17 protein-coding genes are annotated in these 15,258 nt (G+C 58.4%); 7 read left to right on the top strand and 10 right to left on the bottom strand.

Annotated elements, in window-relative coordinates:
• Positions 1 to 95 precede the first annotated feature (95 nt).
• Together PY649_RS04200 and oiaX are read right to left on the bottom strand one after the other, a co-directional pair.
• Complete coding sequence (locus PY649_RS04200; RefSeq protein WP_285866907.1) at positions 96 to 1,430, bottom strand: four-carbon acid sugar kinase family protein; 1,335 nt, start codon at positions 1,428 to 1,430, stop codon at positions 96 to 98.
• A gap of 5 nt (positions 1,431 to 1,435) precedes the next feature.
• Positions 1,436 to 2,695: a 3-oxo-isoapionate-4-phosphate decarboxylase OiaX gene (gene oiaX / locus PY649_RS04195; RefSeq protein ID WP_285866906.1), complete on the bottom strand. Its 1,260-nt coding sequence runs from the start codon at positions 2,693 to 2,695 to the stop codon at positions 1,436 to 1,438.
• A gap of 184 nt (positions 2,696 to 2,879) precedes the next feature.
• On the opposite strand from oiaX, the gene PY649_RS04190 reads away from it, so the two are divergent.
• Positions 2,880 to 3,584, top strand: a complete 705-nt coding sequence (locus tag PY649_RS04190) for a transcriptional regulator NanR (RefSeq protein ID WP_285866905.1) — start codon at positions 2,880 to 2,882, stop codon at positions 3,582 to 3,584.
• Between the two features lie 373 nt (positions 3,585 to 3,957).
• Positions 3,958 to 4,608 (top strand): hypothetical protein, encoded by a 651-nt coding sequence (locus PY649_RS04185; protein ID WP_285866903.1) that lies wholly within the window; start codon positions 3,958 to 3,960, stop codon positions 4,606 to 4,608.
• A gap of 181 nt (positions 4,609 to 4,789) precedes the next feature.
• Here the strand turns inward: PY649_RS04185 and PY649_RS04180 are convergent, their stop codons facing one another.
• The 3 genes from PY649_RS04180 to PY649_RS04170 all read right to left on the bottom strand — a co-directional run bounded on the left by PY649_RS04180 (position 4,790) and on the right by PY649_RS04170 (position 6,290).
• Positions 4,790 to 5,518, bottom strand: a complete 729-nt coding sequence (locus PY649_RS04180) for a DUF1236 domain-containing protein (protein ID WP_285866902.1) — start codon at positions 5,516 to 5,518, stop codon at positions 4,790 to 4,792.
• A gap of 53 nt (positions 5,519 to 5,571) precedes the next feature.
• Positions 5,572 to 5,751, bottom strand: a complete 180-nt coding sequence (locus tag PY649_RS04175; protein WP_285866901.1) for a hypothetical protein — start codon at positions 5,749 to 5,751, stop codon at positions 5,572 to 5,574.
• A gap of 140 nt (positions 5,752 to 5,891) precedes the next feature.
• Positions 5,892 to 6,290: a DUF1236 domain-containing protein gene (locus PY649_RS04170; protein ID WP_285866900.1), complete on the bottom strand. Its 399-nt coding sequence runs from the start codon at positions 6,288 to 6,290 to the stop codon at positions 5,892 to 5,894.
• Positions 6,291 to 6,658: 368 nt separating this feature from the next.
• Here PY649_RS04170 and PY649_RS04165 point away from each other — a divergent pair, with 368 nt between their 5' ends.
• Positions 6,659 to 7,000, top strand: coding sequence for a uracil-DNA glycosylase family protein (locus tag PY649_RS04165; protein WP_285866899.1), 342 nt, complete (start codon positions 6,659 to 6,661; stop codon positions 6,998 to 7,000).
• Between the two features lie 3 nt (positions 7,001 to 7,003).
• On the opposite strand, the gene PY649_RS04160 is transcribed toward PY649_RS04165, so the two are convergent.
• The 5 genes from PY649_RS04160 to PY649_RS04145 all read right to left on the bottom strand — a co-directional run bounded on the left by PY649_RS04160 (position 7,004) and on the right by PY649_RS04145 (position 10,490).
• The gene (locus tag PY649_RS04160) at positions 7,004 to 7,198 is read right to left on the bottom strand and encodes a hypothetical protein (RefSeq protein WP_285867186.1); all 195 of its coding nucleotides are present in this window, start codon (positions 7,196 to 7,198) and stop codon (positions 7,004 to 7,006) included.
• 65 nt (positions 7,199 to 7,263) lie between these two features.
• Entirely contained in the window at positions 7,264 to 7,500 is a 237-nt protein-coding gene (gene rpsU / locus PY649_RS04155; protein WP_285866898.1) for a 30S ribosomal protein S21, read from the bottom strand.
• An 826-nt stretch (positions 7,501 to 8,326) separates the two neighbouring features.
• The gene (locus tag PY649_RS35030; RefSeq protein WP_349644406.1) at positions 8,327 to 8,512 is read right to left on the bottom strand and encodes a hypothetical protein; all 186 of its coding nucleotides are present in this window, start codon (positions 8,510 to 8,512) and stop codon (positions 8,327 to 8,329) included.
• A 154-nt stretch (positions 8,513 to 8,666) separates the two neighbouring features.
• The gene (locus tag PY649_RS04150; protein WP_285866897.1) at positions 8,667 to 9,701 is read right to left on the bottom strand and encodes an RNA polymerase subunit sigma-70; all 1,035 of its coding nucleotides are present in this window, start codon (positions 9,699 to 9,701) and stop codon (positions 8,667 to 8,669) included.
• Between the two features lie 42 nt (positions 9,702 to 9,743).
• Complete coding sequence (locus tag PY649_RS04145) at positions 9,744 to 10,490, bottom strand: SDR family oxidoreductase (protein WP_285866896.1); 747 nt, start codon at positions 10,488 to 10,490, stop codon at positions 9,744 to 9,746.
• A gap of 295 nt (positions 10,491 to 10,785) precedes the next feature.
• Between PY649_RS04145 and otnK the strand changes: the two genes are divergently transcribed.
• The 4 genes from otnK (at position 10,786) to PY649_RS04125 (ending at position 15,215) form a co-directional block, all read left to right on the top strand.
• Entirely contained in the window at positions 10,786 to 12,075 is a 1,290-nt protein-coding gene (gene otnK, locus PY649_RS04140; protein ID WP_285866895.1) for a 3-oxo-tetronate kinase, read from the top strand.
• A complete protein-coding gene (gene otnC, locus PY649_RS04135) occupies positions 12,072 to 12,710 on the top strand; it encodes a 3-oxo-tetronate 4-phosphate decarboxylase (protein ID WP_285866894.1) in 639 nt (212 codons plus the stop codon). The genes otnK and otnC overlap by 4 nt, the downstream gene beginning before the upstream one ends.
• 188 nt (positions 12,711 to 12,898) lie before the next feature.
• Positions 12,899 to 13,105 (top strand): KTSC domain-containing protein, encoded by a 207-nt coding sequence (locus PY649_RS04130; RefSeq protein WP_285866893.1) that lies wholly within the window; start codon positions 12,899 to 12,901, stop codon positions 13,103 to 13,105.
• 442 nt (positions 13,106 to 13,547) lie between these two features.
• Complete coding sequence (locus tag PY649_RS04125; protein WP_285866891.1) at positions 13,548 to 15,215, top strand: putative bifunctional diguanylate cyclase/phosphodiesterase; 1,668 nt, start codon at positions 13,548 to 13,550, stop codon at positions 15,213 to 15,215.
• Positions 15,216 to 15,258 lie beyond the last annotated feature (43 nt).

Raw genomic sequence — 15,258 nt, 5'->3', positions numbered from 1 at the left:
GTTTTTTACCTCGTCAGTTTTCAAACTGTGGTATCGCAAGTGGTATAATGAGTCAATGAGCACGCCATCATCTTAAATGGTAGCGCTCACTTTTTTTAAGCGCTTCTTCCATCCCGGATCTGTGCAAAATACCCGTCCGATCCAACCTGCCCGCCCTTCAGCGCGATCTGCAATCCATTGGTCGGAGCGTAGCTGCCGTGGGCCACGCAAAGCGGCGACCCCGGCGTCTGCGGGAGCGGGAGCAGCGCCGTCAGTGCCTCCACGCGCAGTTCCTTCAGCGCGTGGCTCGACGTGTCGCCGCCAGCGATAACCGCGCGGGAAAGCTTTTCACTTTCGACCATCCGACGCAGAATGACGCCAAGAGCTTGGCCGAGCCGATGCCGGGCGCCGGCAACCCGGTCGATAGCGTCACCGCGATCGGCCGAAGGACCAAGCGCCGTGTGCAGGATGACGCTGCGGCCGGCTTTCAGGCTGGCAATGCCGGCATTGATCGCGTCTTCGATCGCCCGGTCACCGCTTTCGCTGACGAGCGCCAGGGGATTGACGTCGATGCCGTCGAAACCGTCGGTCATGGCTTGGCGTATCTGCCGTTCGGTTGTCGGCGAGACGCTGCCGGAAACCACCGCGAGGCGCTCGACTTTTCCCGGCGAGGTGAAAACGGGGCGCTCGCCGATCAGACCTTCGTAACGCCAGGCGTTGAGAAGCGCGTATTCGACGCCGGAGGAGCCCGCGACGAAGAAGCCGTTATTCGCTCTAAGCCGCCAAAGCTGCTTTCCGACCGCGGCCTGTGTTTCCGGGCTATCGACATCCATAAGCATAATGCCGTCGGCCTTGGCCGCAAGTTCGTCGACCTGCAGGTCCACGTCCGCGACCGCCAGGGTCGGGAGATCAACGAGACTAACGGGGAGGGAGGTCTGCTTGCCCAGATGCAGCGCCAGATCGGCTTCATCCATCGGCGTGACCGGATGGTGGCTCATCACCGGATGGCGATCGATGCGATAGACCTTGCCCTGATAGGCAGCGAAGAGGTGGCCGAAGGCGGTATAGCGTTTGAGCTGCGGCGCTCCGACCACGACCGGCACAAAGGACTGAGCAAAAAGGTCCCTGCCGATCTCGATCGCCTTGCCGATATTGCCGGTCCGCGGACTGGAATCGAAGGTGGAGCAGACCTTGTAATGACATATGTCCGCGCCGAGACCTTTCAGCCACTCGAATGTCGGAACAAGATGCTCCTGCATCCATTCCGGCGTTTCGCTGCGGCTTGTGCCGGCGATACCGATGGCTTGGCATTCCTTGAAGCGCTCCAGCAGAGCTCCGTCGGGGACACCGAGAAAAAGCACCGTCGGAACGCCGTTCGATGCCAGGGCCTCCATTACATCGGTGGAGCCGGTGAAGTCGTCGCCGTAATAGCTGATGAGAAAATTGCCCATAGCCGTCACGCGCCCTTGCCGTCGCTGAATTTCGCGATCGAAGCGGCGAGCTCCGGATGGTCCTTGGCATAGTCGTGGAGCGGGATGTCCGCGACGGCCGCCTGCCAGGCCTGCTGGATTGCGCGAACGCCGGCAGCCGGTCCAAAGGGATGGCTGACGATGCCGCCGCCGCAGAGATAGAGCAGATCCGTGGTCCGACCTGTCCGCTGGTAGGTCTCCGGTGCCTGGCCGCCCCATTGGCCCGAGCCGGCAACGGGCAGCGGGCAATCGGATGGATCAAACAGCGGCGTCCTGATAGCCTTGAAGGACTCAACGAAGCTTTCGTCCGGTTCCCAATATTTGACGCGGATGCCGTTGATCTGGAACTGATCGACGCCGAGCAGACGCCAGAACTGCTGATAGACCTTGAAATCCATGCCGGCGCCAGGATCGCGCGTCAAGACATCCCAGCCGTTGCGATGCGCGTGCAGCACCAGTCCAGAGCGTTTGCGGAGGAAGCTCATGCCGCCAAAGCCGATGGAATTGATGTTGACGACGGCACAGTTGCCGCCGGCTGTCAAGACGAGGTCGTGGTTCCGCATCATCTGGTCGGGATCGGCGTGGGAGATGCCAAAGGCATACATCACCTTTTTCCCGGTCTTCTGTTCGTGATCGAGGATCAGCGGCATGATCGCCTCGACGCGCTCCTTGAGAGGCGAGTAGGCGGGACTCATCAGCTTTTCGTCGTCCTTGATGAAATCAACGCCAGAGCTGATGAGTTCGCCGACCAGTTCGGCCGTTTCGAGGGGGCGAAGACCGAGCGCCGGTTTGACGATCGTGCCTATGATGGGGCGTCCCTCAACGCCCGTCAGGCGCTTGCTGCCGGCAACACCGAATTGCGGACCGGGATGCGCGCCGCGAAAGGCCTCCGGCAGCTTCATGTCGACGATGCGAATGCCCGTCATGCCTTTGATCGAATAGACGCCGCCGATAGCGATCGTCATCAGGGCTGAGAGATCGGTGCCGATGGCATCGAGCGGAAAGGCGATATCGACGTCGGCCCGATGAAGGGGTCCGTGGCCGGCAGCAACTTCCGGCCATGTCGGCCGATCCGCATCCTCCAGCCGCCGGATACCCAGGACCCGCGCCGCCACCCGGGATTTCAGCTCTTCCGTCTCGCCGGGAACCGGCACGAAAGTGCCTGTCGACTGATCGCTGGCGATCTTGTCAGCCATCGCCTCGATTTGGCCCGGCGTTTCGATACGGTAGGTGATGACAATGTTCATAAATAGCCCGTTGCTCCTCTCGCCGACGATTTTGTCGTGGCGTCAACTCGTGATCTGGTATAATGAGTATTCCAACTTGTGCAACGATTTTTTTGTTCAATAGGCTTTCAATCGGTTTGAACGGGCTTCCTCGGCGTTATTTGAAATTGCATAAGGGAGAAAAGCTTTGAGTGAGCGAGATGTCATGAGCCAGCCAATCGAACAGATCGTACGTCGAAAGCTCTCCGACGAAGTATTCGACCGGTTAGAGCGATTGATTACGTCGGGAGAACTCAAGCCCGGCGATGAGATGCCGTCCGAGCGTGTTCTCATGGAGCGTTTCGGCGTTGGGCGCCCGGCGATCCGCGAGGCGATGCAATCCCTCGCCAGCATGGGATTGGTCAGCATCTCGCATGGTGAACGCGCAAAAGTCCTTAAGCTGACCGCGAAATCGATTTTCCGACAGGTCGATTTGACCGCGAAGATCATGCTGTCTCAGTCTTCGGACTCTCTCGAGCATCTGAAGAGCGCGCGCATATTCTTCGAGCGCGGAATGGCCCGGGAGGCCGCGCCACGGGCAACTGAAAAAGATATCGCCGATCTCGCAGAGATTATCGAACGTCAGCGGGCCTCTCTGGGGCATGCCGAGGATTTCATTTCGGCAGACATGCAGTTTCACACACGGATCGCTCAGATTTCCGGAAACCCGATCTTCGTCGCCGTCAGCGAGGCAATGCTGGCGTGGCTGAAGACCTACCATACGGAAATGCTAATTTGGACGGGCAAGGAAAAGTTCACGCTTGTCGAACACGAAGAAATATTGGAGCGGCTTTCCGTCCATGATGCAGACGGCGCGGAAGCGGCGGTCCTGAAGCATCTGGAGCGGTCAAGAGCCCTCTACAGCAAATAGAGAGCGATCGGCTTTCTGTCCGATGTTGATCTCAACGATATTCGGAAGACAAGAAATAGAACCATGCGCCCCGGCCTTCGTCACCAAGACGAGACGGGTGCGGCAAATGTGCACCGCAGCAAAAAACTTGGACGTAAGGGTTTACAAGCCATCCCTTGAATGGAACTCTTGCGGCCGTGAGCTGCTTGATGCGCGCAGGCATTTTGTCGCGCGCGGCGGCGGTGCAAATGCCTAAAAGGCAGGTGTGCACCGTTAGATAGGCGCTTATCAACCAAACCAATCCGAGGCCGAAATGCGATCTTCGCATTGTATTCGGCTGTCGATGCAGCGCCCTAGCGTGCCGGCGCTGACATCAGCACAATTGGGCTTTGCGATGAGACTTGTTTTAACACGCACTTTTCTTTGTGTTCCCCTATGCACCACGGCGCTCCTGCAGACCGCAGACGCCAGCGATCTGGTGATCTGGTCACCGGCGAAGGTTGCCCCGCGGACCTATCAGACGACAATCGGCTTTCGGCTGCCTATGGCCTGGGAGATGAGCGCCGGTGCTGATCTCGGTCTCGCAGGCGCGCCCGGCGGGAGAATCCTGGGCGGTTCCGAACTCGCCACGGTGTGGGGAAAAGCGGTCGACGATCGCCGCAATCTTGCCGGCGACTCGCGCCGCGAGGTGGGACTGAGGATGGACACGCTGAGGGGCAGCGGATCGTTGTACCTTGGCCGTTCACAAAGCTGGATCTTCTCGAAAGATATCGACATGCAGACCTTGGGTTCGCTGAACATGAGCTATGTGACGACGCAGGCCGCGCCAGCTTCGGTCACCGCCTCGCAAGGGGTGACGATGATCTTTCCCTGGTCCGGAACGTCGATCTCGGCGAGCGGCGCGATGACGGATCTCGACTTTTCCAGCACGCTGGCATTCAACCAGCCGATCGCGCCCAATCTCAATCTGAGCGCTTCGTTCAACGATCCGCTGACGTTGACGCCTACTGGCGATGTGCGGGTGGATTATCGCATCAAATGGTAGCAGATGCGGTTCATGAGACGCGCCCCTCCAATTTCGGAAATCGGATTCGCAACGGGTTGTCTGGTTTTAGGCCATAATAAGCCCGTAGCGATTGCTTCAATATTCAGACTGGTCGAAGCATCGAGAGAGACATCGCGCGTCCTGATGGCCTGTTCGATGACTCTCGATGCTGTTGGCCTTGTCAGGCCTCCAGGATAAAGATGATCCTGAACGTGTTCGGGTCCACGATTACGATGCGACCATCATCAAGTACGAAGAACCGATATGACTTGTATTCCGGCACGATCTTTACGATTCGCGATGGAAGTACCTCTAGCCTTATCGAGCGGGGAATGTCGGAGCCCACGGACACGGTCTTGATTTCCGTTTGCTGCACCGGCTGGGTATGAACTTGCTTGATCACCTGCCGTACTTGCGTTTGCTGTTCGACGGCGATGTTGGTGGTTGAGCTCTTCCCGGTATTCTCCTGAGTAGTGTCCGTCTGGGAATTGCTGCTGCCGGTCTTTGCCGTTCCGCTGGTGCCGTTGTTGCCAGTCGAGGACTTGGACTGATCTGTCTGCGTCTTACCTGGTGTTGTCGTTTGCTGAGTGTCCTCGGAGTTGGATTTCTGGGTGTCGGTGCTCGTTCCGGATTTCTGGGTTGTGTCGGAGCTCGGAGTTTTGCCTGTTGGCTGGGTGTCGGACGATCCGGGTTCTCCAGAACCCTGCTTGGTCGTCGAGTTTGCGCCCGGCGATTTTTCCATGATTCCGCCTTGTGGCTTCTGCGTCTCACCGGATCCGCCCTTGGGCGTGCTGGCTTTCGGCAGGATGGTCGAATCCTGCGAATTTTGCGCAGTTGCGACGGAATGAGCCACTGGGGAGAGGCTTAGGGCGGCGGACGCCAAGAGTATGTAGAACAGATTGCGAGTCACCTTGAACTCCTTCTGGTGCGCTGATGCCAATCAACGGCAAGGACGCTGTTGCATCACGATAAGCCGGCCGTGATCGTGTTTGTTTCCACCGTCCTGCTCATGTGATGGAGATGATGATGGCGGACATTGCCTCGGACGCGATACGTCGATCCGGAGTGATAGTCCGCGTTGTAATAGCCGAAGCTGTTGCTGGTTGTGATCGCAACCGACCAGGCATGGGTCGGAACTGCCATCGTTATGCGCGCCCAATCCGAGCGCACATGCTCGTGTCTTCAGTCTTTCGTCGTTTTGGCGCCCGGCGCTGGGGAGGCGCCAGGCTCGTGTCTTGCTTGGGAGGAGGGATTGGAGAGCGGTCGGGCTCTTCAATATTCGATTACTCGAGCACCCGGATCACTTTCCGTGAATGAGGCTCAACGATAACGCGCTCGTGGTTGACCACCGCGTAGGCGTATTTCGGATTATCCGGAATCCTTCGAACCACGACCGTTTCCGGCAACGGCCGGCCGACGACGACTCTCTCCCTAACGACGACAGAATCGTTGGGGATCGGCTGTTCTTCTACGTAAGTCACAACTCTCCGTGGCGGCGGATCGATAGCGGTACCGACAATGGCGCCCGCAACACCGCCGATCGCGGCCCCTACCGGGCCACCCACGACGGCACCTGTTGCTGCGCCGCCTGCGGCGCCGGTAACGGTCGATGACTGTGCAAAAGCAGAGCCGCTCGCCAAGACAAGGGAGATGGCTGCTATACTAAGTACTTTCGCTTTCATCAGATTCTCCTTTGAGTTTCCTATTCGTCCGCGGGTAGCGGAGCCTAGGAAAAACAATTGGGAGCCGCGTCAGTTCCGGGTTTGGGGCTTCAGTCGGGGTGAGTTGGGACCTTTGTCTCACCTGGTTGGGACCAAGGTCCCACAACGCTGAAAGAACTATTGCAGATTGTATGTGGCGAATGAGCTTGGCTGACCGCAGCCCGTTGGCAGGATGATGTCCGTGCCTCAGCAAAACCATTGAAACGAGCGGCGCTTCAGCTTGACATGCAGGAGCCAGAGTTCCTCGATGGCTCTGATCGAAACGACGCGGAACGATGCATCCGGCGATTAGTTGAGCACGGGTGCTCTCTCAATTCGCGGTAAACTCCATGCTCGACAGACATCGCTTGTCCGATACTGGTGCTTCTCTCGAGCGCGACCACGCGGATGCGACGACGCTCGGCGCACCCCGGCTGAGCGCCGAACTTGAACTGTTGAAGCCGAAGCTGGTCGTGGCGCTCGGTGCGACGGCCGTGTCCTCCCTGCTGGGGTCGAAGGTGCGGGTGATGCGCGACCGCGGCAGCATCCTGCATCCTCCCGGGCAGTTGGATGTTCTCGTCACCATCCATCCCTCGGCTCTTCTAAGGATCCGGGAACCGGATGAGAAGGATAGGAGCCGACTAGCCTTCATCCAGGATCTAAAGAAGATCCGACGTTTCCTGTGGCACTGAGCCTTAGTGAACGCTCGGAATCTTCGCGGCCACGGCAAAATCCTCGGCCGCCAATTCGCTGATCGCGATCAGCACCTCCTCACGGGAGAAGCCGGAGCCGATCGTTCGTTCGATCAGATCCTGCAAGTCGGGCTCGATGACGTCGCGGCAATCCTCAAGCCGTTCTTCGGAAACGGTCACGCTATACAATTCGTCCATCATTCAACCCTTCCTTCCTTCAACGGTGGGCCGCCTCATTGAAGGGCGGCTCCGGCGGTGTCTGTCTATCGTGCCGATGATCTTCGTTTGGGAGCGGCGAGAAGGCCCTCTCGCTGCATCTTCTTTCGGGCGGCTTTGCGATATCTGCTGACGGCCTGCGCTTTTTCCCGAATGCGGCGTTCGGAGGGCTTCTCGTAAGCTCGCCGCTGCTTCAGCTCCCGAAACAGCCCTTCGCGCTGCATCTTTCTTTTCAGCGCCCTGATTGCCTGCTCGACATTATTGTCTCTAACTAGAACTTGCATTCTGTTCTCCTTTTTTGTTGTGATTGGCAAAATGGTTGCCGGTCAGCCGAGTTGTTTTGCGACCAACTCCTGCAGTTCTCGGCGTGTGAGAAGGCAGGGATACGGCTTCCAGTTCTTGTCAGGCCGCCTTACGGCCTCATCGCGCTCGCGCGGCTTCACCGCCGCGGGCGCGGCAGCGATGTTTGGTTTGTTCAATAGAAATCCTCTGCCGACCATCCGGCCGGCGTAAACGATAAGGAATAGTGGGAATGCCCATCACGCAAACGGGCAGTGGGCATTAGAGCCGCTGACAATGCTCTCGCTGTACTTCCGGCGAAACACGTGCTCCGACGCGATAAAAATACGCGCAGCCTTGCGGCGCTCACGACATTAGATGGGTAACGGACTAAGCCTTTGCAAGATGGAGGCGCCTTACCCCGCCTCGCTCTTCGGCCTGTTCATGGCGCTCCGTCAACCCGCTGTTGCCTACGGCCTCATCCACTCCAACTCCTTTTGGAGACGATTCCGCTCGGCGACATGCATCAGTTGCAGTTCCTCAAAGGTAGACAGGAGCCGGCGGGCTTGCGAGGTATCGTGTTGGTCTCGCGCGAGTTCGAAGATGATTTGTTTTTGCCGAATGATATGTCTGCGGCCTTGAGCCACGTGCTGCTTTGCTAATTTCAGGTGCTGTTCTACGAGTTGCCTGTCCATGCGCGATTATACACCTCGGATGATGTTCGTGCATCCGGTTCTCTTGGGCGCAAAAGCCGGGCACGGGCGAAAGTGCCAGGACTGATCTTTGAACTCTGATCACAGACGGCTGTGTATCGCTGGCAGTTCGCAAAAGTTACCGCCACCGTGGTTGTTTCGGTGGTGCATTGGCATGTAGTTCGTGAAGCGGAGCGTGCCGACCCAAGAGCCTGACCAGCTTCTTGGTTTCGGCGGCGTCGACACCGTGTTTCTTGCAATGCTTTTCGACGTCCAGCTCGCGGGGGCCTGGCCGTTTGACCTGTCGGTTTTCGATATTCTTCATCGGACATTCCTCCTCATGCAGGAACGCAGCCACGAAGCTTATGTTCATAAGTTATTTCTAAATGAAATGACAGCCCACATCGCCGCGGTCTGCACCCTCGATCTCGCGCATCACATCCTCGAGTCAGATGCAACGATATATGGCCGCCGAACAGCTAAGCTGGCGGCAGGCCGAAGGCCGAAAACAATTTGGAGCCAAGTGGCGGCACATAGACCGTGAGAGAGGCAATTCCACCTTCGCCGGGCTCAATCACATGCAGGGAATGGGCTTGCCACGCAGGGTCATGGTGGCTGCGGGCATAAACCGCGACCGCCGGCTGGGAATTTGCTCCGATTGCCACCGCGCGGAAGCCGCCGAAATTGGCCCAGACAGTCTCGAAGAAACCGCGGATCGCTTCGCGTCCCTGATACCATTCCCGCCAGGGCGGCATGTGATAGGTGGCATCTTCCCGCAAAAGCTCGATGAAGCCATCGAGATTGGCGGCTTGCCAGGCCCGCATGTAGCGTTCAAGCAGCAGGCCTTCTTCGGGGTTCGGTTGCGATCGGTACTCGGGACGTCCCTGAGGATATCGCGCCACCAACGTTGCGCGCGCCCGCTGCAATGCGCTGTTGATCGAAGCGATCGACCCGCCCAGCAATTGCGCCGTTTCGGCAGCCGACCAGCCCAGAACGTCCGAAAGCAGCAAGGAGGCCCGTTGCCTGGGCGGCAGAATCTGGATGGCGGCGACGAAGGCGAGCTGCACGGCCTCGCGGGTCTCATACCGTGCTTCCGGACCGGGATCGCCATCAACGAGGTCAGGAAGCTCCGCGTCGGGATAAGGCTCCAGCCAGGTGACCTCGGCTATCGGCCCGCCCGTGGCTCGACCATGAGAGGGCGGTTGTCCAGGCTCTTGCAGAATCCGATCTGTCCTCGACCTCGCCTTAAGGGCGTTGAGGCAAGTGTTGGTCGCGATCGCGTAGAGCCAGCCGCGAACCGAACCTCGCCCATCGAACTCCGACCTCGCTCGCCAGGCGCGAAGAAGCGTATCCTGGACGAGGTCGTCCGCTTCATGCAGTGAGCCGATCATGCGATAACAGTGCAGCTTGATCTCGCGGCGATGGGTTTTCGTGAACTGCTCGAAGGCCAGTCGATCGAGGACCGGCTGGCTTTGCTGGCGTTCCGGCTCGCGAGGTGCGTGAGCGTCTGTCATGCGGCTTTCCTCATTCTGAGACCGGTTTGTATTACGCGCGCCTCAGGCGGCCGGCGCAAGTCCGCTTCCACTCACCGCGAAGGAGCCGACTTGCGATTTCCCCGTGACGAGCGCGACCACCGCCCTTCCAACATCGGCCGGCGTTTGCATGTCGGTCATGCCGGCGATGAAGTCCGCAGGCTTGATGCCGGAATAGGCCGCAAAGCCGTCAACGCCGGCCTTGCCGACGCCGGTGTCGGGCATGATCCGCATAGGCGCGAGGTCCATGAAATGCAGGCCGAGTCCAAGCCGATCCGATTCCTTTTGACAGTAGTTCGCCAGGAACATCTGCATGCGTTTTGCACCGGCATAGCCGCCGCAAAACGGCGGGCCTCCGCTCAAGGCCGCGCCACTGGAGATCAGGATAATCCGCGTTCCCGGCTTGAGTGGACCCCGCAGAGCAGCCCTGCAAAATAGGAACGACGCTTTGACGTCCGTTTCCCAGTTTGCGGAGAACGCCTGCCAGCTTAGTTCATGCACGGGCGCAGCCGGAGGGATAGCGCCTGCGCAGATCACCAGTACATCCGGCCCCAGCGCGGCGAAGACTTCTTTGGGTGCAGAGTCCGCGGTCGCGTCGACCGCGAGTGTCTTCACGCCCGGATTCTCCCCGGCAAAATGCGCCAGGGCGAGTTCCCCCCGCGCGACTGTCAACACCGTCGCTCCCTCGCTCAGGGCGGCTTCTGCGATCGAGCGGCCGACACCCCGGCTTCCGCCTACCACAACGACATTCTGACCTTGTAACGATCCCATGGATCACCTCTCTGTCCGGGCCGCCGGACCATCCAGGCGCGCCCATTGATTAGGACAGCGCGAGTGGGCGGAAATCATCGGTGCGAGGTCAGAAATTTTTTAAGGTGGACGCGATTCAAAAGCCGGACAATTCATCCAGCAGAATGCCGGCGGCTTCCTTTGACGCTGATAGGTTTTCCACTGGAGCCGCTCGGTTCGACATTATTTTTGCTGCTTTGGCCTCTCAACAGCGGTGACAAGTCGGGCTATCTTCCCGCCGCGCGGGGCGGCGCGTGGAATTATCGGAGGAATTTAAATGCTCCTGGGCGTGATTGCCGACGACTTCACCGGCGCGAGCGACATAGCGAACACCATAGCCAAAGGGTACGGCGCAGTCGCAGGGCTCGCGACAACCCAGTTCCTGGGCATTCCCGACAAGCCTGCGCCGGCCGATTGCGAAGCCGGGGTCGTGGCATTGAAAACGCGCTCGATACCGGCCGCGGAGGCCGTGGCGCAGTCGCTGCGGGCCTTGTCGTGGCTCCGGGAGCAGGGGTGCCAGCAGATCGTGTTCAAGTATTGCTCCACCTTTGATTCGACCCCGAAAGGCAATATCGGCCCGGTGGGGGAGGCGCTGGCATCCGCTCTTGGAGCGAGGGGTGTCATCGTTTGTCCGGCCTTTCCGGGCGCGGGTCGGACGCTTTATCAAGGAAATCTCTTTGTGGGCGACGTCCCGCTCAACGAGTCCAGCCTGCGCACCCACCCGTTGAATCCGATGACGGACAGTGACCTGCGACGGTGGCTGCGGCTTCAATGCCGAGAGCCGGTCGGCTTTGTTCCCTGGCGCGTCGTGCGCAACGGCGGCGACGCTATTCGCAACGCTCTCGAAGAGGGTTCCCGTCAAGGCGAAGTCCTTGTCGTCGTTGACGCGATCTCGGATGAGGACCTTTTGGAGATCGGCGAGGCGGCTGCGGGAGTACCTTTGCTGACCGGCGGTTCGGGCATTGCCCTTGGGCTGGCAAAGAACTTCGCCGCCGACAGATTGGCAAAACCGGCGGGCGGCGCTTTTGAAGGCATTACAGGACCGGAGGCTATTCTCGCAGGCAGTTGCTCGCAGGCGACGCTGCAGCAGGTTGCCTACCACGCCGAATATCATCCGGTGATGCCGATCGCGGTGGAAGCGGTGATGGACGGCGCGCTCGATGTTCATGCGGTAACCGATTTCGTGCTTGCGCATGTCGGGGAGGCGCCGCTCGTCTACTCCTCCGACACACCGGAGAAGGTCGCGGCTCTGCAGGAACGTTACGGCCGGGAGACCGTTGCCGGACATCTGGATAATCTGTTTGCGGCAGTTGCCCGGCAGCTCGTCAGTCGCGGTATCAGACGTTTGGTTGTTGCCGGCGGCGAGACGTCGGGTGCCGTCGTGTCGGCGCTTGATCTGGATGCCTTGACGATCGGGCCGGAGATTGCGCCGGGCGTGCCCGTGTTGACGAACAGGGCACCGCTGGCCTTGGCGCTGAAATCCGGCAATTTCGGACAGCGGGATTTTTTTGAACGCGCTCTTGCCCTTATGGAAGGCAAGCTGCCGGAAGAAGGGAGGCTGGCGTGACGGAGGCAAAAATTCGAGAGGAATTGGTACTGCTCTCGAAATCACTGTTCGAACGCGGTTATTCGGTCGGATCGGCCGGCAATATCAGCGTTGCCGTGGACGATGGGATCCTGATCACCCCCACGAATTCCTGCCTGGGATTTCTCGATCCCGCCAGGATTTCGAAACTGGATCTCAACGGCGTCCATATCTCCGGCGACAAGCCGTCGAAAGAGGTCTTCCTGCATCGAGCCTTCTACGAGACGCGTGCTGGGACCGGCGCGGTCGTGCATCTGCATTCGACCTACGCCACGGCTTTGTCATGCCTCTCCGACGTCGATTCGGACAATTGCATCGAGCCGATCACGCCTTATGTCGTCATGCGCGTCGGCCAAGTGAAGCTTCTCTCCTATGTGAGGCCGGGCGATCCTGCCTTGGGCGACATGATCCGGGCGCTGAAGGGCGAGGTCGCCGCCGTTCTTCTCGCCAATCATGGACCGGTGGTCACCGGTCCCGATCTCAAAGGCGCTGTCTTCGCTGCCGAGGAGCTGGAGGAAACCGCAAAACTCATCATGGTGATGCGCCAGCTTCCGCACAACACCTTGAACGCGGCCCAAATCGAAGAGCTGCTCGTCACCTTCGGAAAGGGCAAATAGCTCGCCTGCTCTTTCGCGCGAACGGCCATCGTGCCGGGCTGGCGCAGCCAGCCCGTTCCATCAGGTATCGAAGTGTTAATAGCCTAGAATCGCTAGATTTTTAAGCAAAACGCTACATTCTCTTAACTAGGTCACTTCATTCGATGTTGTAGTTTTGATGGCACAACAACCTCAAAAGCGAGGTGACCATGAAAGAGCTTCCAGTTTCATCGCGGATTATCAAATCCGTCTTTTTCCATCCTGACGATGGCCGTCTTTATATTCGTTTCAAGAACGGCGAGGAGCGGCATTTTGCGGGCGTTCCGGAAGAGGCTGCTTTGGCCATGGTAGAGGCCTCCTCTCCTGGCCAGCACTATATTGAACATATTCGTACGCGTTTCGAGCGCGTAGCTTAGGCGCTCGATGTTGGGTGATGGGCTATAGATATGTAGCCCATACTCCGAAGGGGTCGCTGCGAACAGCGAGTCCCCATTTCGCCGAGCGAAGGCGGAAGCAGTCAATCAAAGTAATTGCGTAACCAGAGCCTGTTTTGCGTGTATTTCGCAAACGGGGGTTGAACGTTTGACAGCACTGATTTCATTAGCATAATGTAAATGAGAATTTGCGAATTGCTATCAGTGTGGCGTTGCTCGCGATGCGGATTGTCATTCGAAATCGAGCAAGTGCAGCAGCTGGGGTTCGTTATTTATTAAATTATTTATGCAGAATATTCGAAATATACATTTGATCCTTGCCGTATGGCGAGTATCCGGGTTGTCGGTCCGTTAAGTCCTAAGACGAGAGGAAATTGAAAGCGATTACGAAGCCGGAAAGTTCCCAGGTAAGACGGAGACCGGAATGGCAGCCAGTAGCGTTTTTAAGTCCGACATACCTCTGCCGACAGGTAGCGCACATGAAGTGCTTTTTTCGTTTTATGATAGCGATTTCAATCTCATAATGTCGTCCGAGAGGTTCAGGAGTTTCTACGGCGACGACAAGACCTCTCATGCCACGCTGTTTGGGATATACCCGGAGCTGCAGGATCCGGGCATGAATATATTCGCGGAACAGACGAGTAATATTGGATGGCCGCGGAATGTGCAGGTCCAAAGAGCCGGCGAAGCGCTATCAGATCTCATTCTATTTCGGCCGACCAATGGTCTCGCGGTTATTGAGACGAGGAACTCGCTTCAGCGGAATCCGTCGCCCGAAGACGTAGACAGGGCGCTTCTGCTGCATGAAGCCAATCACGATGCCCTGACCGATCTACCGAACCGGCGACAGTTCGGCGCGCGACTGCGCGATGCCTTATCGGACGGAAAAACAGCTATCGCGCTGATGCAGTTGGATCTCGACGAGTTCAAGCCGATTAACGATACTCTGGGTCACGCTGCAGGTGATATCGTCTTGCAGCAAACCGCCGAGCGCATCCGCAACGTTCTGGGACCGGATGAAACGGCCTACCGGCTGGCAGGCGATGAATTTGCCATTATTCAGCTCCGGGATGACCAGCCGGCAGAGGCGGAGCGGTTGGCGGATTCGCTGGTAAGCGCCTTTAAAAGGCCATTCCTGGTGAATGGCATCGCGGTGTTTTCAGGCGCAAGTATCGGCGTAGCGCTTGCCCCTCGCGATGGCAATGAGGAAGATCAACTGATGCGCGCCGCCGACATCGCCCTATACGCTGCGAAAAGTGAGGGAAGGGGACGCGCTCGAACGTTCGAGCCAGCCATGATGATGGTTTTGGAACAGAGAGAGTTGTTACGACGGAGCCTGCGTGTCGCGCTTCAGCACGGCGAATTTTTTATCGAATACCAGCCGTTGGTGGATTCTTCGGGGTCTGTCGTCGGCTTCGAGGCCTTGTTGCGATGGCAGCATCCGATCATGGGTGCCATCCCACCGTCGGCGTTCATACCAGTGGCAGAGGCCGATGGAATGATGCCGGAAATCGGTCAGTGGGTGTTGGAGGAAGCCTGCCGGCAGGCAATGAGTTGGCCGTCACACTGTACGGTCGCGGTCAATCTGTCGCCCGCAGAGTTTTTGACCGGAGGCTTCACCGACCGGGTATCGCAGACGCTCGACACGATCGGATTTCCGGCTGAACGCCTTGAGCTCGAAATCACCGAAGGTGTTTTGCTCGAGCGTACGATCAACAATCTCGATACGTTGAATACCCTCAATGTCCTCGGTATTCAGATCTCGCTCGACGACTTTGGCACGGAATATTCTTCTCTAAGCTATTTGAAGAATTTCCCCTTCGACTCCATCAAGATCGACAAATATTTCATTAGGGATCTGACGAGCGACCCCAAGAGCCAGACGATCGTCCGCTTTATCGTTGCGCTGGCGCATGGGCTGGGAATGAAGGTCACCGCCGAGGGCGTGGAAGATCAAGCTCAAGTCACTTGGCTCATCGCCGCTGGTTGCGATCGTTTGCAGGGATATTTTCTTGGCGAGCCTCTGCCCGCCTCTTCGGTCCTAGACTTTCTCCGGCGCAACGACACGGCGGGGTGGCACCACGAAAAATAGACAGTGGGAGCTCGGGGGACCTGTCAGACTGGCCCCTCGGATC

Source organism: Rhizobium mayense (assembly GCF_030272705.1).
GTDB lineage: Bacteria > Pseudomonadota > Alphaproteobacteria > Rhizobiales > Rhizobiaceae > Rhizobium > Rhizobium mayense.
The sequence above is the reverse complement of the archived record's forward strand: the minus strand, read 5'-3'. Positions and strand labels throughout refer to the sequence as shown.